The sequence below is a fragment of the Nonomuraea sp. NPDC049649 genome, assembly GCF_040675175.1.
Lineage (GTDB): Bacteria > Actinomycetota > Actinomycetes > Streptosporangiales > Streptosporangiaceae > Nonomuraea.
Genome location: NZ_JBFAOH010000008.1, coordinates 82,061 through 104,232, shown reverse-complemented (window position 1 = coordinate 104,232; position 22,172 = coordinate 82,061). Strand labels below are relative to the sequence as shown.

The following is a 22,172-nucleotide window of genomic DNA, read 5'->3' as shown; positions in this document are numbered from 1 at the left end:
CTGAGACGGGGTCAGCTACCGAGCTGTCTGGCGTGGTCGGCGGCGAAGGCGTCGAACGGGCGCGCCGGGTGTCCCATCACCTCGGCGAAGTCGCCGGTCGTGTAATCGCCCCAGCCTCGCGCGTACGCCCGCGCGTACTCGACGTTGACCGCGGCGTCCCACTCCGGCAGCCCTGCCTGGAGCATCGCCCGGTAGGCGTCCTCCGGGGCGACGGGCTGGTAGCCGGCACCGATCCTGGCGGCGGCGTCGCGCAGCGAGATGCTCTCCGGGCCGGTGATCGTGTACGTCCTGCCGTGGTGTGACTTCGGGTCGGCGAGCACCCGGGCGGCGAAGGCCGCGATGTCGCGCACGTCGATGAGGCCCATCCTGCCCTCCCCCGTCGGACCGTACAGCGTGCCCCCGCTGACCGACCCGAACAGGTTCTGCATGAAGAAGGCCGGCCGCACGACGGTCCAGCCCAGCCCGGAGGCGGCCAGCTCGACCTCGGACAGCGCGTGCAGGCGGCCGTTGCGGGTGGGCGCGTCGTGCGCGGCGCCGATGGCGGACAGCCGCACCACGTGCCGAACCCCTGCCTGGCGGGCCGCCCACAGAGCGTTGGAGGCGGCGTGCGGCGCGGCCGGGCCCATCGCGGTCAGCAGCCATAACGTCTCGACGTTCGCGAAGGCGTCCTTGAGCGTCTCCGGCCGGTCCAGGTCGCCCACCGCGACGTCCACTCCTTCCGGCGCTCTGGCCGGGTCGCGGACGAGCACGCGCACATCTTCCTTGGCGGGCAGGGCGCGCAGCAGTTCGCCGGAGACGGTGCCGGTGGCACCGGTGATCAGCAACATGTCATATCCCTCTCATCGGTGGAGCCCTGTGACACCCCGGTACTCTCCGGGCCACACGGGATCTCGTCCTGCCGGCAGCTTAATAGTAAGAATCAGTGACTATCAAGATTGGTGACTAAATGGAGGGTGGTATGCGCCGCAGCGAGCGCAAGAAGAACGACCCCGATCTCGGCATCCTGAGCAGCCGCACCCTCTTCGCCCTGCAGAAGGAGCTGTTCGCCACCCTCGCCGAGCAGGGTCACCCCGAGCTGCGGCCGCGCCACGGCGCCGTGCTCGCCTACCTCGACGAGGAGGGCAGCCGGGCCACCGACCTGGCCGCCCAGTCGGGCCAGCACAAGCAGGTCATCGGCACGCTGGTGGACGAGCTGGCCGAGCTCGGCTACGTGGAGCGGCGGCCCGACCCGGCCGACCGGCGGGCCAAACTGATCGTGCCGACAGACAAGGGCCTCGACCAGATGCGGCGCTCCGACGCGATCCTGGCCGCCATCGAGCGGCGGCACGCCGAGGCCGCGGGCGAGGCCGACTACGCCGTCTTCAAGCGGGTCTTCGCCCTGGTGGCCGCCCGCCACTCAGGAGAGACGGAGTGACAAGGCAGCAGGTCTTCGCCCTGGTCAGGCGAGACGCAGTGACATCACCAGGTAGCGGAAGTCGGGGCCGGCGTCGCCGGGGACGTCCTGGATGAGGGCGGGCCGGGTCGGCGACTCCAGGTTGATGCGGGCCAGCTCGGTCTCGATGCCGCTGAGCCCGTCGATGAGGAACTGCGACTGGAAGGCGATCTGGATGTCGTCGCCGCGCAGCTCGCACTCCACCACCTCGGCGCCGCGCCCGACGTCGCCGCCGCCCGCCTGGATGAGCACCTGGCCCTGACTGAAGGACAGCCGGATCGCGGTGTTGCGCTCGGCCACCAGCGCCACCCGCTTGATGGCCGCCAGGAACGGCCCCACCCGCACGTCGGCCCGGATCGACCACTGGGAGGTCAGCCGGCCGCGGTAATCGATGAACTGCTCGTCGAGCAGTCGCACGGTGGTGCTGCGGCCCACGCTCTCGAACCCGGCCACCCCGTCGCCGAGCGCGACCCGTACCTCCCCGCCGCGCAGCGACCTGGCCACCTCCACCAGCACCCGGGCGGGCACCATCGCCGAGACCGCGACGTCGGGACTGACCGGCCGCCAGGCGAAGTCGCGGGCGGCGATGCGGTAGCGGTCGGTGGCGGCCATCGTCACCGTCTCGCCCTCCACGTCGACCCGGATGCCGGTCAGCATGGGCAGCGTGTCGTCGCGGCTGGCCGAGGGCGCCACCTGACCCACCGCCGAGGCGAACACGCCGCCGCCGATCGCGCCGATGGCGGGCGGCATGGAGGGCATCGCGGGAAAGTCCTCGACCGGCATGGTGACCAGGCCGAACTCAGCGCTGCCGCAGGTCAGCACCGCCTCCTGGCCCTCGGTGACGATCACCACGTCGTCGTCGGGCAGGCTCCGGCTGATCTCGGCGAGCAGGCGGCCGGGGATCAGCACCCGGCCGGCCTCCGACACGTCGGCGTCGACCTCGGCCCGGGCCGAGACGTCGTAGTCGAAGGCGGACAGGCTCAGGTCGTCGCCCGCCTCCAGGAGCAGACCGGACAGCACGGGGGACGCGGGGCGGCTGGGCAGGACCCTGGCGGCCCAGGCGACGGCCTCGGCCAGCACGTCACGGTTAACCCGGATCTTCACCTGATCAGCCCTTTCTTCGCGGGGTGCCCTTTAGAAGGTATCCGAGCCCACCGACAAAGCTCAGCGGCTGTTCAGGTATGCCAGGACCGCCAGCACCCGCCGGTTGTCGTCGTCCGACGGGGCCAGGCCGAGCTTGCCGAAGATGCTGGCCGTGTGCTTGGCCACGGCGCTCTCGCTCAGGTAGAGCCGCTGGGAGATGGCGGCGTTGGAGCGGCCCTCCGCCATCTGCTCCAGCACCTCCCGCTCGCGCGGGGTGAGCGCGGCCAGCGGCTCGTTCTTGGCGTTGCTGGCCAGCAGCTTGGAGATGACCTCCGGGTCCATCGCGGTGCCGCCCGCCGCGACCCGGCGCACCGCGTCGATGAACTGCTCGGCGTTGAACACCCGGTCCTTCAGCAGGTAGCCGATGCCGCCCGAGCCGTCGGCCAGCAGCTCACGCGCGTAGAGCTGCTCGACGTGCTGCGACAGCACCAGGATCGGCAGCCCCGGCACCTTCTTGCGGGCCTCCAGCGAGGCCTGCAGCCCCTCGTCGGTGAGCGTCGGCGGCAGCCGCACGTCCACGATCGACACGTCGGGGCGGAGCTCCAGCAGGCCCTTGAGCAGCTCGGGGCCGCTCTCCACGGCCGCGACCACCTCGAACCCGTGGGCCTGGAGCAGGTGGACCAGCCCGTCCCTGAGCAGATAGAGGTCTTCGGCGACGAGTACCCGGTTCATCACGTGCACCTTATGCCGGTACGGACGGTGGGCCGAACGATGGACGGGTTGTCCCGGTCCTGGGCCGGGATCACCACCGCGGCCAGATACATGGCCGTGCCGAGCAGGATCATGAACACGATGCACGGCCACTGCCACGGCTCGGGCAGGTGCAGCGCGAGGAACCAGGCCTTCTCGTCGAAGTCGATCGTCTTGAAGACGCCGGCCACGATCCCCTGCGGGAACAGCGGGCACCAGGCCGTGGCCCACAGCGTGACCACGGTGATCATCTTCCAGCGCGGCAGCTTCGGCAGGTCACCGGCCCAGTGCGCGGGCAGCACCCGGGGCAGCTCCATGGTCACCGTGGTCGGGCCGCCCGGCGGGCTGCTGATCGCCATCACGCCGTCGAAGGCCGCCAGCCGGCGCTCGATCCCGGCCAGGCCGCTGCCCTTGGCCGGGTCGGCGCCGCCCCAGCCGTCGTCGGTGACCGTGATGAGCAGGTTCGCCCGGCTGCTGCTGATGTCGATCTCCACGGACTCGGCCCCGCCGTGCCGGGCGGCGTTCGCCAGCAGCTCGCTGACCGCGAAGTACGCGGCCGCCTCCACCGGCGCCTCCGGCCGGTGCGGCAGGTCGACCTGCACCGACACCCTCAGCGCGCTGTCCATCGCCAGCGCCCGCACCGCGTCGCCGAGCCCGCGCTCGGCCAGCACCGGCGGGTGGATGCCGCGGATCACCCGGCGCAGCTCGGTCAGCGTCTCCGCCGAAGCCTCCCTGGCCTTGGCCATCAGCGCCTTGGCCGCCCGCGGGTCGGACTCCACAATCTGTTCGGCGGCCCCGATCGTCATGCCGAGCGCCACCAGCCTGGCCTGCGTGCCGTCGTGCAGGTCACGCTCGATCCGGCGCATCTCGGCGGCCTGCGTGTCGACGGCGAGGTTGCGGGCCCGGTTGAGGCTGCTGATCTGGCCGGCCATGCGGCTGGACGCGGTGGCACCCAGCAGCGTCGCGCACCATAGCCCGTACACGCGCAGCCCACGGCCCGGCAGCAGGACGAACAGCGGCAGCAGCAGCACCTTGACGAACGGATCCAGCGCCAGCCACAGCGCGTCGCGCCAGGTCGCCGGGTCGGTCATCATCCATCGCCACCGGTCGTTCCAGGCCGGCACGCGGGGCGTCTTGTAGAGCGTACGGTGCGACCGGTAGAGCCCGTCGGCCTGCGGCTGCGGAGGCGGCGGCTCGGGCAGGTACGGCGGCTCGATCGACACCCCGGCGGAGGCGTTCACGAGCCGGCGCGTCAGCCCCGTCACCCGCCTGATCATCCGCACCTGCGGCGGGAACAGGAACACCATCCCCAGCCCGAAGGCGAGAACCAGGGATACGAACGAGGACACGATCGTCAGGAGTTCGACGATGACGAGCCCCAGCAGCGCCAGGATGTAACCGATCTGCCGCACCATGTCCTCAAGTGTGCGTCACTCCGGCAGGTGCGCACACTGCACCTAAGTACACCCTCACCCGGCAACCAGCACGATTCCGCGACGGAACCGGCGTCCCTAGCGTCGACGGCATGAACGTCATCGAGGTACGGAACCTCCACAAGCGCTACCAGGACCACGTGGCGGTGGATGACGTGTCGTTCGAGGTCCAGGCCGGCGAGATCTTCGGCATCCTCGGCCCGAACGGCGCAGGCAAGACCACCACCGTGGAGTGCGTGTCGGGCCTGCGGGTCCCCGACCGCGGCTCCCTCCGCGTGGCCGGCATCGACCCCGTGACGGACCGGGACGCGCTCCGCCGCGTGCTCGGCGTCCAGCTGCAGAGCGCCGCCCTGCCCGAGAAGCTCAAGGTGTGGGAGGCGCTCGACCTGTACGCGTCCTTCTACCCCGACCCCGCCGACTGGCGGGAGCTGATGGAACGGGTCGGCCTGGACGCCAAGCGCGACACCGCGTTCGGCAAGCTCTCCGGCGGCCAGCGCCAGCGGCTCTCCGTCGCGCTCGCCCTCGTCGGCAAGCCGCGCATCGCCGTGCTCGACGAGCTGACCACCGGGCTCGACCCGCAGGCCCGCCGCGACACCTGGGAACTGATCGAGCAGGTGCGCGACTCCGGCGTGACGATCGTGCTCGTCACCCACTTCATGGAGGAGGCCGAGCGGCTCTGCGACCGGATCGCGCTGATCGACTCCGGCCGCGTCGCCGCCATCGACTCGCCCGCCGGGCTCGTCGCCCGGGTCGGCGGCACGCAGACCGTACGGTTCCGCCCGTCCTCCCCCGTGGCCGACTCCCTGCTGACGTCCCTGCCCGAGGTCACCGACGTCAGCCGTACGGGCGGCCAGGTGGTCGTCACCGGCACCGGCAACCTCGCCCCCGCCATCACCCTCGCGCTCGCCGAAGAGCGGATCGTCCCCAACGACCTGCGGATCGAACAGGCGTCGCTGGACGACGCGTTCCTCGCACTCACCGGAAAGAAGCTGGCATGAAGAAGATCCTCATCGTCGAGTCCAAGCTGCTCGCGCGGGACTGGCTCGCCGCCGCGATCACCTTGGTGCTGCCCGTCGGGCTGCTGCTGATCCTGGGGCAGATCCCCGCGCTGCGGGAGCCCAGCCCGGAGCTCGGCGGGCAGCGGTTCGTGGACGCCCAGCTGCCCGCCCAGATGATCCTGCTCGCCCTGCTGACGACGGCCTTCACCGTGCTACCCGGCGCGATGACCGCCTACCGCGAGCAGGGCGTGCTGCGGCGCATGTCCACCACGCCGATGCATCCGGCGCGGCTGCTCGGCGCGCAGCTCCTGCTGAACCTGGCCCTCGCCCTGCTGGGCGCGGTCCTGGTGATCCTCGCCGGGTGGCTGGTGCTCGGCTCGCGCCTCCCGGAGCAGCTGCTCGGGTTCCTGCTGGTGTTCCTGCTCGGCGCCGCCGCGATGCTGGCGCTCGGGCTGGTCATCGCCGCGGTCGCGCCCAACAGCAAGGCGGCGCCCGGCATCGGGTCGGTGACGATGTTCCCGCTGCTGTTCGTGGCCGGCATGTGGATTCCGCGCGAGATCATGCCGGACGCGCTCCGTACGATCAGCGACTACTCGGTCGTGGGGCCGTTCATCAACGCCATGCGCGACACCTGGGCGGGCGGCTGGCCGCAGCTGCCGCACCTGGCGGTGATGGTCGCCGGGCTGGCGCTCTTCGGCGGCCTGGCCGTACGTCTCTTCAAGTGGGAGTAGCCTCAAGTAAGGTCGAGGTCATGACCAAGGCCGTCTGGAACGCCAAGGAACTCACCGTCGGCCAGCTCGCCGAGCGCAGCGGCGTCGCCGTGTCGGCCCTGCACTTCTACGAGGCGAAGGGCCTGATCAGCAGCCGGCGCACGGCGGGCAACCAGCGCCGTTACACCCGCGACACCCTCCGCAGGGTCGCCTTCATCCGGCTCTCCCAGCGGCTCGGCATACCGCTCAAGACCATCAAGGCGGCCCTCGCCGAGCTGCCGGAGGGCCGCACCCCGACCCGCGACGACTGGGCCCACCTGTCGGCCGCCTGGCGCGGCGAGCTCGACGACCGCATCGAGCAGCTCCAGCGGCTCCGCGACGACCTCACCGACTGCATCGGCTGCGGCTGCCTCTCCCTCGACCGCTGCGCCCTCGCCAACCCCCACGACCGCCTCGGCACCGAAGGCCCGGGCGCCCGCCGCATCGACACCCGCATCTGCCCTCCCGGCACCTGCCGCTGACCCTCTTGAAGCTCGACGCCACCGCCGCCCTGCGAGACCTGCACCTCCCGCTCTCCTACGACGACCCCCGCGCACCGGGACTGCCCGCTCTCCCGCTCCACCCGCGCACGGACGGCCCGGGTTCTGCCTGCACGGCTCGCTCGTACGACGGTCACTCCCGCGTGCGGCCCCGTGGGTAGAGGAGCGGCAAAAAGGTCAAATACCACCGGTCCGGATTAGGGGCGGAGGCGACGGATAAACAGTCCAGAGACAGAAGTCGCCGCTCAAGGAGGAAGTCGTGGCCGATACCCAGACACAACCGAAGGAGGAGCGGCGACAGGTCACGCTGGCCCTGCCCATGATGTCCATTCAGCTGCACAAGCCCGAGATGCCCAGCATCTCCATGCCCCACATCCCCCTGCCGCACATCAGCAAGCAGGAGATGGGCCACGCGGTCGACGTCGCCAAGTCGATCCTGCCGCCGCCGGAACGCGTCGCCTACTACGGGGCGCTCGGCGCGCTCGCCGTGTTCGGCGTGGTCGAGTGGCCGGTGGCGGCCGCGATCGGCATGGGCACCGTCATCGCACAGCGGGCCCGGCGCAACGGCAACGGCGACGGCGCCAGGCCGATGAGCCGTGAGCCGGTGACGCCGAAGCCGGCCGAGAAGGCACCCGATCGGAGGCGGACGACCGCGAGCAAGGCCGCCGAGGCCGCCACGGCCAAGCGCAAGGAGGCCGAGGCCACGACGGCGAAGCGCAAGGCGGCCACCGTCAGGGAGACGCTGAAGAACAAGCAGGGCTCATAAGCCACACCAGCGGACAGGGGGCGTGTGGCGGTGTTCGGCCTGTTCTCCGTTGACACCTTGCTCGACATCCTTCCGGAACCGGTCCGCGGCCTCGTCCCGCGCCCCCGCCGGGTGCGGCGGTGCCCCGGCGGCGTCCGGGTGGAACTGCGCCACCTGGGCGGCCCCGGGACGGAGGACCGCGCCCGCGCGCTGGAGGAGCGGCTGCTCGCGCACGGCGCCCGGCGCGCCGAGGTCATCGGCGCGCTCAACGCCGTCTTCGCGGGCCTCGACCCGGACGTCTCCGGCATGGACAAGCTCCTCGCCATCATCGAGGAGTACGACGTCGAACGGCCCGACGACGACCCCGGCACCACCCGGGTGCTCGACGCCGCCGAGCAGCGCACCAAGGCAGCCGTGAGCCTCGGGCTCCACCTCGCCGGCTCCGCCCTCGCCCTGACCGGCCAGATCGCCCGTTTCCCCCGCCTGTCCGAAACGGTGCCCACCTTCGTCGCGTTGGGCGATGAGATCCCCTGGGTGCGCCACCAGCTGGAGCGGCACCTGGGCGTCCCGGCCGCCGACACCGTGCTCGCCTCCACCAAGATCTTCGCCAACACGCTGGCCGCGCGGCCCGTGACGCTGCTCATCGACTCCGCCGCCGCCGCGGGCCGGTACGTCGCCGCGCGGGCCGGTCAGCGCGCCTGGGTCGAGCGCGAAGCGGAGCTCCACGACCACGACGGCTGCTACCGGCACACCAGGCCCGAGGCGGCCGGCCGACCGGCCCCGCTCCCCCGCGGCCCGCTCGAACGCTACGCCGACGCGGCGGGCCCGGCCGCGCTCGCCGCGCACGGCGTGGCCGGGTTCGTCGGCCGCGACCACCGGCGGGGGCTCCCGTTGCTCATCTCGGGCATCCCCAAGCCCGCCCGGCTCGCCAGGGACGCCTTCGTCAGCACGGTGGCGACCGCCCTGGCCAGGCGCGGCGCGATGCTGCTCGACCCCAGGGCGCTGCACCGCATGGACCGCATCGACACGATCGTCTTCGAGGCCTCCCTGCTCACCACCGGCCGCTGGGTCGTCGACGGCGTCGTTCCCCTCGTACCGGATCTTGACCTGGACGAGCTGCACGCCCGCCTCTACACGCTCCTCGACCTCGCCGACCCCGGCGCGCGGCGCGAACAGGACGGCTGGACCGCCGCGCCCGCCGACCCGGACGCCGCGCCGCATGAGTGGGCCGGACACGGCATCAGGACCGTCACCGTCTCCAAGGACGGCACGGAGGTCGCGCAGATCGGGCTGGCCAAGGAGTCGCACCCGATGGCCGAGGCACTGGTCTCCGCCGCCAAGAACGCGGGCACCGTGATCCTCTCCGGCGACGAGGACGGCCTCGCCCGCCGCCTCGGCGTCGACCGCCTCCCCGCCGCGCCGGGACCCGAGGAACTGGCCGAGCAGGGACCCGGGAAGCGAGGCGAGGCCGGGGCCCTCGGGGGGCTGCCGGGCTGGCCGGAACTCGGGAAGCCGGGCGAGCCGGAAGTCGAGACCGCCCATCTCCCCAAGCGGCTGGGCGACCTGGTGCACCGGCTGCAGGCCGACGGGCACGGCGTCGCCGTGGTGGCGCGGCGTTCCCGGCGCGGGCTGAACCGGGCCGACCTGGCCATCGGCGTGCTGGAGCCGGGCCGGCGGCTGCCGTGGGACGCCGACGTGGCGGGCGGGCTGGACGCGGCGCACCTGGTGCTGCGGGCGCTCCCGGCCGCCAGGAAGGTCAGCACCCGCGGCGTGTGGCTGGCGGCGTCGGCGGCGGTCGGCGGCACGGGGCTGGCGTTCCTGGGCCCGTCGGCGGGCGCCGCCAAGCGGGCGGGCTGGGTGCGGGACGCCATGTCGGCGGCGGCGCTGGCCACCGGCTACTGGGCGGGACGCGCCGCCGGTCGTGTCATGCCGCCCGTCCAGGCCGATCCGACGCCGTGGCACGCGATGGCCGTGCCCGACGTGCTCGCCCGGCTGCACAGCTCGCCCCAGGGGCTGACCGAGGAGGAGGCCGCCCGCCGCGCCAAGGGGCCCGAGGCGCCGGAGGAGGGGCAGGCGTCGCTGGTCCAGACGGTGGTGCGGGAGCTCGCGAACCCGCTGACCCCGGTGCTCGCCGCGGGCGCGGGCGTGTCGGCCGCCGTCGGATCGGTCCTGGACGCCGGGCTCATCGGCGGCGTGATGCTGATGGACGCCTTCCTCGGCAGCGCCCAGCGGCGCGGCGCCGACCGGGCGCTGAACCGTCTCACCGAGATCACCGCGGTCACCGTACGGGTGCGCCGCCCCGGCGGCACGGTCGACTGCGACGCCGCCGCGCTCGTCCCGGGTGACGTGATCGAGCTGCGCGCGGGCGACGCCGTGCCCGCGGACGCCAGGCTCATCAAGGCGTCCGGGCTGGAGGTCGACGAGTCCACGCTCACCGGCGAGTCGCAGCTCGTCGCCAAGACCACCAGCCCCACCGCGGCGCCCGCGGTCGCCGACCGCAGCTCGATGGTGTACCTGGGCACCACCGTCGCGGCGGGCAGCGGCCGGGCCGTGGTCGTCGCCACCGGCGAGCGCACCGAGGCGGGCCGGACCGCCGCGCTCGCCGCCCAGGAGCCGCCGCCGAGCGGTGTGGAGCTGCGGCTGCACGAGCTGAGCCGCCGGATCCTGCCCGCCGCGCTCGGCTCCGGCGTGCTGCTGATGGGCATCGACCTGCTCCGCGGCACGCCGCTGGCCACCGCGCTCGGGCCCGCCGTGAGCCTGATGGTGGCCGCGGTCCCGGAGGGCCTGCCGTTCGTCGCGACCATCGCCGAGCTGGCGTCCGCCAAGCGGCTGTCCCGGCGCAACACGCTGGTCCGCAACCCGTCCACGATCGAGGCGCTGGGCAGGGTCGGCGTGCTCTGCTTCGACAAGACCGGCACCCTCACCGAAGGCCACATCAGCCTCGGCCGGGTGTCCGACGGCCGAAACGACAGCTCGCCCGGGGACCTGACGGCCGAGATGCGGGCCATCGTCGCCGCCGGGCTCCGCGCCGGGCCCAAGTTCGGCGACGGCCACCGGATCGCCCACCCCACCGACCGGGCCGTCATCGAGGGCGCCGGCGCGATCGGCGTCACCCCGGGCGAGGGCCTGGAGTCGTGGGAACGCGTCGACGAACTGCACTTCGAGCCCGCCCGCGGCTACCACGCCGTGCTCGGCCGGTCCGGGTCCGGGCACCTGCTCAGCGTCAAGGGCGCCCCGGAGGTCGTGCTCGGCCGCTGCTCGACGGTGCTGCGCGACGGCGAGCGCGTCCCGATGGACGACCAGGCCAGGCAGGAGCTGGAGCAGGAGGTCGAACGGCTCGCCCGGCAGGGCTACCGGGTGCTCGCCGTCGCCGAGCGGACCGCCTCCAGCCGGGCTGACCTGGACGAGTCCCGCATCGAACGGCTCTGCTTCCTCGGCTACCTCGGCCTGGCCGACCCCATCAGGCCCACGGCGAAGGAGAGCGTGCGGCGGCTCATGGGGGCGGGCGTCCGGGTCATCATGATCACGGGCGATCATCCCAGCACCGCCGAGGCAATCGCCGCCGACCTCGACGCGATCAACGGCCTGCGGGTCATGACCGGGCCCGAGATCGACGCGCTCGACGACGAACGGCTCGGCGAGGCGCTCTCCGAAGTGGCCGTCTTCGCCCGTACCACCCCCGAGCACAAGGCGCGGATCGTGAACGTGCTGCGCGGCACCGGCAAGGTCGTCGCGGTGACCGGCGACGGCGCCAACGACGTGCCCGCCATCCGCCTGGCCGAGGTGGGCATCGCGCTCGGCTCCACCGCCACCCCCGCCGCGCGGTCGGCCGCCGACATCGTCGTCCTGGACAACCGCATCGAGACGATCATCGACGCGATCGTCGAGGGCCGCGCCATGTGGGGGTCCGTACGGGACGCGCTGGGAATCCTGCTCGGCGGGAACGTCGGCGAGATCGCCTTCACCCTCGGGTCGAGCCTGTTGACCAGGCACAGCGCGCTCAACGCCCGCCAGCTCCTGCTGGTCAACCTGCTCACCGACATGCTGCCCGCGCTGGCCGTGGCGATCCGGCCGCCCAGCGCCACCAGCCCCGAGAAGCTGCTGGCCGAAGGTCCGGAGGCCTCGCTCGGCACCGCGCTCACCCGCGACATCTACCTGCGCGCCAGCTCCACCGCCGCGGCGGCCACCGCCGCCTGGCTCACGGCCCGGATGAACGGCACCCGCGGCCGCGCCGACACCGTCGGCCTCATCGCCCTGGTCAGCGCCCAGCTCCTGCAGACGCTGGCGCTCGGCCGCCGGGACCGCATGGTCGTGCTGGCTTCCGTGTCGTCGCTGGCCGCCCTGGGCGTGGTCGTGTCCGTGCCGGGTCTCAGCCAGGTCTTCGGCTGCCGCCCGGTCGGCCCTGTCGGCTGGACGATCGGGCTCGGCTGCGGGGCCGCCGCCACGGGCCTCGCGGTCGTGATCCAGCGCGCTCGTACGCGTTAGTCATCGTCTGTTCACCTGACGGTCACCTTGATGGCAGCCACTAGGCCACTTTTGTGGTTAATTATGCAAGTACGACCGGAACATCCCCGTGAGGTATCCCATGTCCGAGTTCCTGGCTTCCGTCGTGGCCAAAGCCGCTGTGATGCTCCTCGAAGCCCTCATCACCCGCATCGTCCAGTCGCTGATCTCCTCGATGGTGACCCCGTCCGGCCTCCGCCTGGCCTGAGCCACCTTCGCCAAGCTGGACACACAGTTCGGCGCCGCGTGCATCGACCACGCGGCACCCTAATGCTGCGCCATGTCGACGAAGCGGCTGTAGTGGCCCTGGAAGGCCACGGTCACCGTCGCCGTCGGGCCGTTACGGTGCTTCGCCACGATCAGGTCGGCCTCACCGGCCCGCGGCGACTCCCGCTCGTAGGCGTCCTCCCGGTGGAGCAGGATCACCATGTCGGCGTCCTGCTCGATGGAGTTGTGGACGCTGATGCCGTTCGCGACGAAGTTGTGCGTGCCCAGCACCGTGGCGTCGTAGACCGGCTGCTCGCCCAGCGGCTCGACCGAGGCGACCTCGTCCCAGAAGACGTCGTTGGTGGCCAGCATCTCCAGGTCGGAGGCCTCCAGGACGGCCGCGACCCGGCCCAGCCGCTCCCGCTCCATGAGCGTGGTCGCGGTCAGCGCCGTGCGGACGCCCGTCCAGATTTCCTCCGGCATCGCGCCGGCGCCGGTGATCGCCCGTAGCCGCTCGGCGCAGGCGTGCGCGGCCGGGCCGCCGATCTCGTCGAGGAAGCGCAGCTGGTTCTCCGCCCCGTGGACGACCAGCCGGTGCTCCTCCACCCGCGTCATCACGTTGAACCGCAGCAGGAGCCGCGCCACGTCGTCGGCCAGCCGCCTGCTCGCCGACGTGTAGGAGAGGTGCGCCTCCCCGGCCTGCTCGTCCCACCGCACGCACCCGCCGGCGGCCCACAGCTCCCGCAGGAAGAGCGCGGCCTGCCGCTTCGGCAGCGCGAACAGCCCGTCAGGCAGCGCGTCGCCGACCAGGCGGGCGAGCCGGACCAGCTCGTCGTCGCCCCACGGCTCCACGTCCAGCGGAGCCGGCACGTGTCGCGGCACGGCCACCCGCGTCCCGGTGTCGAGCTCCCCCAGAGCCCGCCAGCCGTCGTAGGTGAGGAACGGATGGTTGGCCGTCGCCTCCACCTCCCGGCCGGACCGGAGCCGCAGCCGGTAGACCTGCTTCACCCCGCTCGGGAAGACGTGCGTCATCGTCCGGGGCACCAGCTTCAGCCGGTCGTCGAGCGACCAGACCGGGATGTCGCGCGCCCCCGACTCCAGCAGCTCACCCAGGGAGACCTCGGCGCCCGTGTCGGCCCGCATGACGCGCGTCGCCGCGGTCAGGCAGCCGGACTCACGCAGGTCGCTCACCTGGGGACGCTTGTCCGTCCGCTGCTCGGGACCGCGGTTGAGCTGCGAGATGGCGATGACCGGCACCTCCAGCTCCTTGGCCAGCAGCTTGATGCCACGGGAGATCTCCGACACCTCGTTCTGGCGGCTCTCCACCTTCTTCGGCGAGCTCATCAGCTGCAGATAGTCGATGATCACGAACCGCAGGTCGTTACGCTGCTTCAGGCGGCGGCACTTGGCCCGGATCTCCATCATCGACATGTTGGGCGAGTCGTCGATGAACAGCGGCGCCTCCGCCACCTCGCTCATCCGCCGCGCCAGCCGCGTCCAGTCGTCGTCGGTCATCATGCCCGACCGCATGGCGTGCAGCGCCACCCGCGCCTCCGCCGACAGCAGCCGCATGGTGATCTCGTTACGCGACATCTCCAGCGAGAAGATCACCGTCGTCATACCATGCTTAATCGCCGCAGACCGGGCCAAATCCAGCCCAAGCGTCGACTTGCCGATGGCCGGACGGGCGGCGATGACGATCATCTGGCCCGGGTGGAGGCCGTTGGTGAGCTGGTCGAGGTCGGCGAAGCCGGTCGGGACGCCGACCATCTGGCCGCCGCGGCTGCCGATGGCCTCCAGCTCGTCGAGGGCGCCGGGCATGATGTCGGCCAGGGCCGCGTAGTCTTCGGACGTGCGGCGCTCGGTGACCTTGTAGATCTCGGCCTGGGCGCGGTCGACGAGGTCGTCGACCTCTTCGTTCTGGCCGCCGTAGCCGTAGGAGACGATGCGGGTGCCGGCTTCGATGAGGCGGCGCAGGATCGCCTGCTCCCTGACGATCTTGGCGTAGTAGCCCGCGTTGGCGGCCGTCGGGACGACCGCCGTGAGCGTGTGAAGGTAGGCCGCGCCGCCCACGCGGGCCATCTCGCCGCGCTTCTGCAGCTCGTCGAAGACCGTGACCGCGTCGGCGGGCTCGCCCCGGCCGTAGAGGTCGGTGATGACGTCGAAGACCATCTGGTGGGCGGGCCGGTAGAAGTCGTCGGCCCGCACGATCTCGATCACGTCGGCGATGGCGTCCTTGGACAGCAGCATGCCGCCGAGCACCGACTGCTCCGCCTCGATGTTGTGGGGCGGAGTGCGCTCGAAACCCGGACCCGCGCCGATTTCCTCGTCAATGCTCACCGCGCCCCCTCGAACTGCTAGCGGCGGTCGCACCACCCCCACTTGTAGTCGACCGGTGTGACAGTTTCCCGGGTCCGCGCCCACTCAGCAACGCGGCCTGTGGACAACGCTGTGGTCAACCTGTGTACGCAGCCCGCCCAGCATGTGAAAGGCCTGTGGACGGCCCTGTGGATAACTGGGGACAACATCACACACCACGCCTCTGACCTGCGAATACACTATCCACGGGCTGTGGAGAGAAGAAAGTTGGCGGGACACATCGGGTAATAGGCATAATGGGGCAATGCCCATTACGTCCCGTGATAGGGAGATTCTGCGTCTGGCCGTGCCCGCCTTCGGGGCACTGGTCGCCGAACCCCTCTTCCTGCTCGCCGACTACGCGATCGTCGGCCACGGGCTGGGCACCACCGCCGTGGGCGCGCTGGGCGTCGCGGGCGCGATCCTGACGACGCTGGTCAACCTCTGCATCTTCCTCGCGTACGGCACGACAGCGTCGGTGGCGAGGCAGAGCGGCGCGGGCAACCACCAGCGGGCGATGCGCCACGGGGTGGACGGCATCTGGCTGGCGCTGGCCATCGGCGCGGCGCTGATCGCGGTCATGTGGCCGCTCGCGCCGCCGGTGGTCGAGCTGTTCGGGGCCGCTCCGGAGCAGGCGGACCAGGCCGTCACGTACCTGCGGATCAGCCTGCTCGGCACGCCCGGCATGCTGGTGGTGCTGGCCGGTACGGGCGTGCTGCGCGGCTTGCAGGACACCATGACGCCGCTGGTGGTGGCGACCGGCTCGTTCGCGCTCAACGCGGTGCTGAACGCCTGGTTCGTGCTGGGCATGGACTGGGGCATCGCCGGGTCGGCGTGGGGCACGGTGCTGGCGCAGACGCTCGGCGCGGCCGTGTACCTGGTGGTCGTGGTCCGGGGGGCGCGGCGGCTCGGCGTCCCGCTCCGGCCGGACCCCTCGGGGGTGCGGCAGGCGGGCACGGCCGGGTTCGCGCTGCTGGTCAGGACCGTCTGCCTGCGGGTGGTGCTGATCGTCGCCACCGTCATCGCGACCAGGATGGGGCAGGCCGAGCTGGCCGCGTACGCGATCGCCACCCAGGTGTGGACGATGATGGCGTTCGCGCTGGACGCGATCGCCATCGCCGGGCAGGCGATCACCGGGCGGTCGCTCGGCGCGGGCGACGTCCCCGCCACCCGGGCGGCCACCCGGCGGATGGTGGCCTGGGGCGTCTGGTCGGGCGTGGTGCTGGCACTGGTGGTGCTGGCGGTGCGGCCGGTGCTGCCCGCCGTGTTCGACGCCGATCCGCAGGTGACCGAGCAACTGCTGGCGGTGCTCTGGCCGGTGGCGCTGTTCCAGCCGATCTGCGGGGTGGTGTTCGTCCTCGACGGCGTGCTGATCGGCGCGGGCGACCAGCGCTACCTAGCGTGGGCGGGGGTGTGGACGACGCTCGCCTACCTGCCCGCCGCCGCGCTCGCGTCCGGGTGGGACATCGTGGCCCTGTGGTGCGCGCTCGGGGTGTGGATGGTGGCCCGGCTCATCACCCTGGTCCGCCGCGCCGCCGGCTCCGCCTGGCTGGTGGTCGGGGCGTAGCCACCGCAGGACGGGCGACGCCGGTCCGCCCGCTAGAAGCGGCCCGACTCCAGCACGCTGCGCAGGAAGGCGCGGGTGCGGTCGTGGTCCGGCTCGGTGAAGATCTTCTCCGGTGGGCCCTTCTCCAGCAGCACGCCCCCGTCGAGGAAGCACACCGTGTCGGAGATGTCGCGGCAGAACGACATCTCGTGCGTCGTCAGCACCATCGTCATCCCCGACTCCTTGAGCTCCCTGATGACGGCGAGCACCTCGACGACCAGCTCCGGGTCGAGCGCGGAGGTGACCTCGTCCAGCAGCATCACCCGCGGCTTGACGGCCATCGCCCGGATGATGGCCACCCGCTGCTGCTGGCCGCCGGAGAGCTGGTCGGGATAGGCCTTGGCCTTGTCGGCCAGCCCGAACCGGCGCAGCAGCTCGTGGGCGCTCTCCTCGGCCTCGGCGCGGCTCACCCGGTGGACCTGGCGCGGGGCCAGGGTGATGTTGTCCAGCACGGTCATGTGCGGGAACAGGTTGAACGCCTGGAACACCGTGCCGAACCGCTTGCGCACCGCGTCGACGTCCACCCGCGGGTCGGTGATCTCCTCGCCGTCGAGGTGGATGGTGCCGTCGTCGGGGGTCTCCAGCAGGTTGACGCAGCGCAGCAGCGTCGACTTGCCCGAGCCGGACGCGCCGATCAGGCTCACCACCTCGTGCTGCTCGACCTCCAGATCGATGCCGCGCAGCACGACGTTGTCGCCGAAACTTTTCCACAGGCCGTGGATGGTCAGCACGCTCACGAGCCCTGTCTCCTCCGTGCCTTGGCCGCCAGACGGTCCGTGTACCGGGCCAGCGGGATCGTCAGCAGGACGAACAGCATCGACGCCACCAGGTAGGGCGTGAAGTCGAAGTGCTTCGCAGCCATGATCTGGGCCTGCCGCACCGCCTCCAGCAGGCCGAGCGTGGACACCAGCGACGTCTCCTTCTGCAGCGCGACGAAGTCGTTCAGCAGCGGCACCACGACCCGGCGGGCCGCCTGCGGCAGCACCACGAACCGCAGGGTCTTGCCGCGGCTCAGGCCCAGCGAGCGTGCCGACGCCACCTGGCTCGGGTGGATCGACTCGATGCCCGACTTGATGACCTCCGCGACGTAGGCCCCGTACGTCAGCGTCAGCGCGATGACGCCGAGCGTGACCAGGTCGTTGGGGATGCCCTGCAGCTTCAGGGCCGGGAGCCCGAAGCCGACCATGTAGATGACCAGCAGGGTGGGGATGCCGCGGAAGAGGTCGACGTAGGCCGTCGCCAGCGCCCTGATCGGGAAGAGCGCGGGGCTCGTGCTGGTGCGGATCACCGCGACGAGCAGGCCCACGATCAGGATCAGGGGCTCCGCGATCAGGAAGATCTTGATGTTGATCAGGAAGCCCTCGGCGACCGCGGGCAGCGACGCGACGAAGATCTCCGGGTCGAAGAACGTGTCCTGCACCCGGGGCCAGCCGGGCGCGTTGAGGACCACCACGACGACCAGGACCACGAACAGGATGGCCGACGTCGCCGCGACGGAGGCCCCCCGCAGGCCCTGCGACCTGCGGATCCGCTCCCGTTCTTGCTGACGTTCGCTCTTGACCCAGACCGGGTCGGTCACTTCAGCTCCGGCGCGCCCGCGGCCTCACTCAGCCACTGCTCCTCGATCTTGGCCAGGTCACCGTTGGACTTGAGCTTGTCGATGGCCTTGTCGACGCACGGCTTGAGCCCGCTGCCCTTCTCCATGACCAGCCCGAACTCCTCGGCGGCGGCCCCGCCGGTCGAGCTGAACTGGCCGACGATCTTGGAGCCCTCGACCTGCGCCGCCGTCACGTAGAAGGCCGTGGGCAGGTCGAGCACGAGGGCGTCGATCTGGCCGTTCTTCAGCGCGTTGATGGAGTCGATCTGCTCGTTGTAGACGTTCGGCTCGGCGCTGGGCTGGACGACTTCCTTGACCGCGTCCAGCGCGGTGGTGCCGACCTGCACGCCGATCTTGGCGTCCTTGAGGTCGGCCAGCGACGAGGCCCCGGCGAACTTGCCGTCGCCGAGCGTCACCACGGCCTGCTTGACCGTGTAGTAGCCGTTGCTGAAGTCGACCGCCTCGGCCCGCTCGGGCGTGATCGAGACCTGGTTGATGTCGAAGTCGAACCGCTTCTCGCCCGGCGCGAACGCGGTGTCGAACTTGACCGTCTCCCACTGCACCTCGTCGCGCTGGAAGCCCAGCTCGCCCGCCACCGCGTAGGCGACGGCGCTCTCGAACCCCTGCCCGTTGGCCGGGTCGTCGTCCTTGAACCAGGGCTCGTAGGCGGGCTTGTCGGTGCCGATGGTCAGCTTGCCCGGGTTGAGGAGCGTCAGTTCGTCCTTGGTGCACGCGGTGGACGGTGAGGCCGCCGTCGTCGTGGTCGCCGTGTCGTCGACGGGCGCGCAGGCGACGGCCGCCGCCAGCGCACCGAGCGCGATCAGCATCGAGGGACGGGCCATGGGGAGCCTCCAGGGGGAACACGAGAGGTAGAACGGGAGAATTCTATGCCGCCCAAATAGGGAATTAAGCCCCTGCCCAGGGCGTACGGAGAAAGAGAAGCCCCCTCCCCGCCGGAGCGGGAAGGGGGCCGGTGAGGCCGGGGCCTGGTGTCAGTCCGCGACGACCTCGACGTCGATGGACGCCGAGACCTCGGGGTGCAGCTTGACGGTGACCTTGTGAGAGCCGGTGCTCTTGATCGGGTTGACGATCTCGATGCGGCGGCGGTCGAGCTCGGGCCCGCCGGCGGCCTTCACGGCGTCGGCGATGTCGCCCGTGGTGACCGAGCCGAACAGGCGGCCGGACTCGCCGGCGCGGGTGGCCAGGCGCACCTTCAGGGCGCCGAGCTGGCCGGCGACTTCCTTGGCGGTGCCGATGTCGCGGATCTCACGGGCGGCGCGCGCCTTGCGGATGGACTCGATCTGGCGCTCGGCGCCGCGGGTCCAGCGCATGGCGTAGCCGCGCGGGATGAGGTAGTTGCGGCCGTAGCCGTCCTTGACCTCGACGACGTCGCCGGGGGTGCCGAGGCCGGAGACCTCGTGGGTGAGGATGAGCTTCATTTCGACAAGCCTCCTTAGCGCGCGGTGCTCGTGTAAGGCAGCAGGGCCACCTCACGGGCGTTCTTGATCGCGGTCGCCACGTCGCGCTGGTGCTGGGTGCAGTTGCCCGTCACCCGGCGCGCACGGATCTTGCCGCGGTCGGAGATGAACTTCCGCAGCAGCGCCGTGTCCTTGTAGTCGACGTAGGAGATCTTGTCGTGGCAGAACAGGCAAACCTTCTTCTTGGGCTTGCGCAGTGCCGGCTTTGCCATCGTGGTGCTCCTCTCAGAGCCCCGCCGTCAGAGCGGGAATGGACTCGGAACTGGAATCTGGTGGGTTAGAAAGGCGGCTCGTCGCTGAAACCGCCGCCGCCCTGCTGGCCGCCGCCCTGGAAGCCGCCGCCGCCGCCGAAACCGCCGCCCTGCTGGGGCGGGGCGGGCGTGGCGGACGCCCAGGGGTCGTCGGCGGGGGCGCCGCCGAAACCGCCGCCACCCTGCCGGGAGGTGCGGTTGACCTTGGCCGTGGCGTTACGCAGGGACGGGCCGACCTCGTCGACCTCGACCTCGTAGACGGTGCGCTTCTCGCCTTCCTTGGTCTCGTAGGAGCGCTGCTTGAGCCGCCCCTGGACGATGACCCGCATCCCGCGCTGGAGGCTCTCGGCGGCGTTCTCGGCCGCCTGGCGCCAGACGTTGCACGTGAGGAAGAGGCTCTCGCCGTCCTTCCACTCGTTGGTCTGGCGGTCCATGTAACGCGGGGTGGACGCGATACGGAACCGGGCCACGGCTTGCCCCGTCGGGGTGAAGCGCAGCTCGGGGTCGTCGACGAGGTTGCCGACGAGGGTGATTACGGTGTCGCCTGCTGCCATGGCTAGCGCTCGCCTTCCTGCACGTCTTCGCTTGGTCTTACGGCTCAGACTACGGTCGCGGCCCGACAGAATGCCGGGCTACGACTTCAGTGGGCGTCCGGGCGCAGGACCTTGGTGCGCAGGATCCCCTCGTTGAGGTTCATCTGCCGGTCGAGCTCCTTGACCGTCGCCGGGTTGGCGGACAGGTCGATGACGGCGTAGATGCCCTCGGACTTCTTGTTGATGTCGTAGGCGAGCCGGCGACGGCCCCAGACGTCGACCTTCTCCACGGTGCCGCCGTCGTTGCGGACCACGGAGAGGAACTGGTCGAGGGACGGGGCCACGGTGCGCTCATCGAGCGAAGGGTCCAGAATGACCATGACTTCGTAACGACGCATGCGGGACTCCTACCTCCTCTGGACTGCTGCGGTCACGACGCTCTGCCGTGACAGGAGGACGCTGACGTTTCTCCCTGGCGCCCCTTTCGGCGCTCCGGGGTGACGGGTCTCCCGTCACAACGCAGCCGTCTCAGGTTACCAGCAGCTCAACGATGGGAAGGCATGAGAGAAAGCCAAGGAGGTGCTCCGCAGTGCCACACTTCCTCCAGCCCGCAGAGGGCCAGCGGTTCCGTCCGACGCTCAACACCGACGGCCGCCCGCATCCGATGGAGAACGCGCTCGCCGTCGCAACCCTGGTGTGCGGTCTCGTCGCCTTCGCGGCGCTGTTCTTCCCCGGCGGGCACGTCGTCGCGTCCTGGGCGGGCACGCTCGGCTTCGCGATCGGCCTCTACTCGCAGTACGTCTCGGTCACCACGCCGCAGCGCTCGCTCAACATCGTCGGGATGGTGGCCTCGTTCCTGGGCATCGCGCTCGGCATCGCGGGCGGCGGCTACCTGCCGTGAGCGGACGGCCCCGCCTGACCGGGGCCGTCCGGCCGATGTCGGTCATCCTCCGATGTGCAGGTCCACACCGAGCAGGACCAGGAACCAGAGGAAGATCGCGAGCAGGGCCTCGGCGACGTCCTTCAGGATGGCCGGGGTGATGTAGTCGTACACCCACGCGACGTAGATGCCGATGATGACGTAGACGAGCAGGATCAGCGACCGCCAGCGCCAGCGGCTCATAGCGTTCTCCTCGGGGGTAGGGGGCGCTCCCCGACTGCCCCGCCGCAGGTCAGTCAGACGGATAGGCTCCATGACATGGTGCGCATCGGAGCTCACGTCCACCAGGACGACATCATGGCGCACGCCGAGGCGGTCGGCGCCGAGGTCGTGCAGTTCTTCCTCGGCGACCCGCAGGGCTACAAGAAGCCCGTGCTGCCCGACCAGCCGATCGAGGGCGTCGACATCTACATCCACGCCCCCTACCTGGTGAACGTCGCCACGACCAACAACCGGATCCGCATCCCCAGCCGCAAGCTGCTCGCCCAGCACTTGGAGGCGGCGGCGAGCATCGGCGCCAAGGGCCTGATCGTGCACGGCGGCCATCTCGGCAAGGACGACGACCCGCAGGTCGGTTTCGACAACTGGCGCAAGGTGTTCGAGCGCATGGAGTGCCCGATCCCGGTGCTGATCGAGAACACCGCGGGCGGCGGCAACGCGATGGCCCGCCGGCTCGACGGCATCGCCCGGCTGTGGGACGCGCTCGACGGCTTCGACGTCGGCTTCTGCCTCGACACCTGCCACGCGCACGCGGGCGGCGAGGAGCTGCCCGGCCTGGTCGACCGGATCAAGGCCATCACCGGCCGGATCGACCTGATCCACTGCAACGACTCGCGCGACGACTTCGGCTCGGGCGCCGACCGTCACGCCAACCTCGGCAAGGGGCGGATCGACCCCGAGCTGATCCTGGAGGTGTGCCGGGCGGCCGGGGCCCCGATCGTGGTGGAGACGCCGGCCGAGGGTCAGGCGGAGGACATCGCGTTCCTGAGGAAGAACCTGTAGAAGATAC

General features: G+C 71.2%; 23 protein-coding genes. 10 read left to right on the top strand and 13 right to left on the bottom strand.

Going from position 1 to position 22,172, the window contains the following annotated elements; translation table 11 throughout:
• Positions 1 to 11: 11 nt before the first annotated feature.
• On the bottom strand, positions 12 to 827 hold the full coding sequence (locus AB0J42_RS13505) for an SDR family oxidoreductase (RefSeq protein ID WP_364292873.1): 816 nt from the start codon (positions 825 to 827) through the stop codon (positions 12 to 14).
• 131 nt (positions 828 to 958) lie between these two features.
• On the opposite strand from AB0J42_RS13505, the gene AB0J42_RS13500 reads away from it, so the two are divergent.
• A complete protein-coding gene (locus AB0J42_RS13500) occupies positions 959 to 1,414 on the top strand; it encodes a MarR family transcriptional regulator (RefSeq protein ID WP_364292870.1) in 456 nt (151 codons plus the stop codon).
• Positions 1,415 to 1,438: 24 nt separating this feature from the next.
• Here the strand turns inward: AB0J42_RS13500 and dnaN are convergent, their stop codons facing one another.
• From dnaN to AB0J42_RS13485, 3 genes are read right to left on the bottom strand one after another with little or no spacing between them, the layout of a single operon-like run.
• The gene (dnaN, locus tag AB0J42_RS13495; protein WP_364292867.1) at positions 1,439 to 2,536 is read right to left on the bottom strand and encodes a DNA polymerase III subunit beta; all 1,098 of its coding nucleotides are present in this window, start codon (positions 2,534 to 2,536) and stop codon (positions 1,439 to 1,441) included.
• A 60-nt stretch (positions 2,537 to 2,596) separates the two neighbouring features.
• Positions 2,597 to 3,247: a response regulator transcription factor gene (locus tag AB0J42_RS13490; RefSeq protein ID WP_364292864.1), complete on the bottom strand. Its 651-nt coding sequence runs from the start codon at positions 3,245 to 3,247 to the stop codon at positions 2,597 to 2,599.
• Positions 3,247 to 4,680 (bottom strand): histidine kinase, encoded by a 1,434-nt coding sequence (locus AB0J42_RS13485; protein WP_364292861.1) that lies wholly within the window; start codon positions 4,678 to 4,680, stop codon positions 3,247 to 3,249. The genes AB0J42_RS13490 and AB0J42_RS13485 overlap by 1 nt, the downstream gene beginning before the upstream one ends.
• Before the next feature lie 110 nt (positions 4,681 to 4,790).
• On the opposite strand from AB0J42_RS13485, the gene AB0J42_RS13480 reads away from it, so the two are divergent.
• The 6 genes from AB0J42_RS13480 (at position 4,791) to AB0J42_RS13455 (ending at position 12,401) form a co-directional block, all read left to right on the top strand.
• A complete protein-coding gene (locus AB0J42_RS13480; protein WP_364292858.1) occupies positions 4,791 to 5,696 on the top strand; it encodes an ABC transporter ATP-binding protein in 906 nt (301 codons plus the stop codon).
• On the top strand, positions 5,693 to 6,427 hold the full coding sequence (locus AB0J42_RS13475) for an ABC transporter permease (RefSeq protein ID WP_364292855.1): 735 nt from the start codon (positions 5,693 to 5,695) through the stop codon (positions 6,425 to 6,427). Before AB0J42_RS13480 ends, AB0J42_RS13475 begins: the two co-directional genes overlap by 4 nt.
• 20 nt (positions 6,428 to 6,447) lie before the next feature.
• A complete protein-coding gene (gene soxR, locus AB0J42_RS13470) occupies positions 6,448 to 6,927 on the top strand; it encodes a redox-sensitive transcriptional activator SoxR (protein WP_364292852.1) in 480 nt (159 codons plus the stop codon).
• A 277-nt stretch (positions 6,928 to 7,204) separates the two neighbouring features.
• Positions 7,205 to 7,711 carry a hypothetical protein gene (locus AB0J42_RS13465; protein WP_364292849.1) on the top strand — a complete coding sequence of 169 codons (507 nt, stop codon included), beginning with the start codon at positions 7,205 to 7,207 and terminating at the stop codon, positions 7,709 to 7,711.
• 57 nt (positions 7,712 to 7,768) lie between these two features.
• Positions 7,769 to 12,175, top strand: coding sequence for an HAD-IC family P-type ATPase (locus AB0J42_RS13460; RefSeq protein WP_364292847.1), 4,407 nt, complete (start codon positions 7,769 to 7,771; stop codon positions 12,173 to 12,175).
• A 100-nt stretch (positions 12,176 to 12,275) separates the two neighbouring features.
• Entirely contained in the window at positions 12,276 to 12,401 is a 126-nt protein-coding gene (locus tag AB0J42_RS13455) for a hypothetical protein (RefSeq protein ID WP_364292844.1), read from the top strand.
• A gap of 59 nt (positions 12,402 to 12,460) precedes the next feature.
• Here the strand turns inward: AB0J42_RS13455 and AB0J42_RS13450 are convergent, their stop codons facing one another.
• Positions 12,461 to 14,740 carry a replicative DNA helicase gene (locus AB0J42_RS13450; RefSeq protein WP_364292841.1) on the bottom strand — a complete coding sequence of 760 codons (2,280 nt, stop codon included), beginning with the start codon at positions 14,738 to 14,740 and terminating at the stop codon, positions 12,461 to 12,463.
• A 283-nt stretch (positions 14,741 to 15,023) separates the two neighbouring features.
• Here AB0J42_RS13450 and AB0J42_RS13445 point away from each other — a divergent pair, with 283 nt between their 5' ends.
• Positions 15,024 to 16,325 (top strand): MATE family efflux transporter, encoded by a 1,302-nt coding sequence (locus AB0J42_RS13445; protein ID WP_364292838.1) that lies wholly within the window; start codon positions 15,024 to 15,026, stop codon positions 16,323 to 16,325.
• A 32-nt stretch (positions 16,326 to 16,357) separates the two neighbouring features.
• Here the strand turns inward: AB0J42_RS13445 and AB0J42_RS13440 are convergent, their stop codons facing one another.
• The 7 genes from AB0J42_RS13440 to rpsF form a co-directional block, all read right to left on the bottom strand.
• Positions 16,358 to 17,101 carry an amino acid ABC transporter ATP-binding protein gene (locus AB0J42_RS13440; protein ID WP_364292835.1) on the bottom strand — a complete coding sequence of 248 codons (744 nt, stop codon included), beginning with the start codon at positions 17,099 to 17,101 and terminating at the stop codon, positions 16,358 to 16,360.
• Positions 17,098 to 17,943 (bottom strand): amino acid ABC transporter permease, encoded by an 846-nt coding sequence (locus tag AB0J42_RS13435; protein ID WP_364292832.1) that lies wholly within the window; start codon positions 17,941 to 17,943, stop codon positions 17,098 to 17,100. The genes AB0J42_RS13440 and AB0J42_RS13435 overlap by 4 nt, the downstream gene beginning before the upstream one ends.
• Complete coding sequence (locus AB0J42_RS13430) at positions 17,940 to 18,803, bottom strand: ABC transporter substrate-binding protein (RefSeq protein WP_364292829.1); 864 nt, start codon at positions 18,801 to 18,803, stop codon at positions 17,940 to 17,942. The genes AB0J42_RS13435 and AB0J42_RS13430 overlap by 4 nt, the downstream gene beginning before the upstream one ends.
• Positions 18,804 to 18,953: 150 nt before the next feature.
• A complete protein-coding gene (rplI, locus tag AB0J42_RS13425) occupies positions 18,954 to 19,400 on the bottom strand; it encodes a 50S ribosomal protein L9 (RefSeq protein WP_364292827.1) in 447 nt (148 codons plus the stop codon).
• A gap of 14 nt (positions 19,401 to 19,414) precedes the next feature.
• Complete coding sequence (gene rpsR / locus AB0J42_RS13420; RefSeq protein WP_020543048.1) at positions 19,415 to 19,651, bottom strand: 30S ribosomal protein S18; 237 nt, start codon at positions 19,649 to 19,651, stop codon at positions 19,415 to 19,417.
• 65 nt (positions 19,652 to 19,716) lie between these two features.
• Positions 19,717 to 20,244, bottom strand: a complete 528-nt coding sequence (locus AB0J42_RS13415) for a single-stranded DNA-binding protein (RefSeq protein WP_364292824.1) — start codon at positions 20,242 to 20,244, stop codon at positions 19,717 to 19,719.
• Positions 20,245 to 20,330: 86 nt separating this feature from the next.
• Positions 20,331 to 20,621 (bottom strand): 30S ribosomal protein S6, encoded by a 291-nt coding sequence (gene rpsF, locus AB0J42_RS13410; RefSeq protein ID WP_364292821.1) that lies wholly within the window; start codon positions 20,619 to 20,621, stop codon positions 20,331 to 20,333.
• Positions 20,622 to 20,812: 191 nt separating this feature from the next.
• On the opposite strand from rpsF, the gene AB0J42_RS13405 reads away from it, so the two are divergent.
• Positions 20,813 to 21,124 carry a hypothetical protein gene (locus AB0J42_RS13405; RefSeq protein WP_364292818.1) on the top strand — a complete coding sequence of 104 codons (312 nt, stop codon included), beginning with the start codon at positions 20,813 to 20,815 and terminating at the stop codon, positions 21,122 to 21,124.
• A 42-nt stretch (positions 21,125 to 21,166) separates the two neighbouring features.
• On the opposite strand, the gene AB0J42_RS13400 is transcribed toward AB0J42_RS13405, so the two are convergent.
• The gene (locus AB0J42_RS13400) at positions 21,167 to 21,346 is read right to left on the bottom strand and encodes a hypothetical protein (protein WP_364292815.1); all 180 of its coding nucleotides are present in this window, start codon (positions 21,344 to 21,346) and stop codon (positions 21,167 to 21,169) included.
• 75 nt (positions 21,347 to 21,421) lie between these two features.
• Between AB0J42_RS13400 and AB0J42_RS13395 the strand changes: the two genes are divergently transcribed.
• Positions 21,422 to 22,165 (top strand): deoxyribonuclease IV, encoded by a 744-nt coding sequence (locus AB0J42_RS13395; RefSeq protein ID WP_364292812.1) that lies wholly within the window; start codon positions 21,422 to 21,424, stop codon positions 22,163 to 22,165.
• Positions 22,166 to 22,172: the final 7 nt, after the last annotated feature.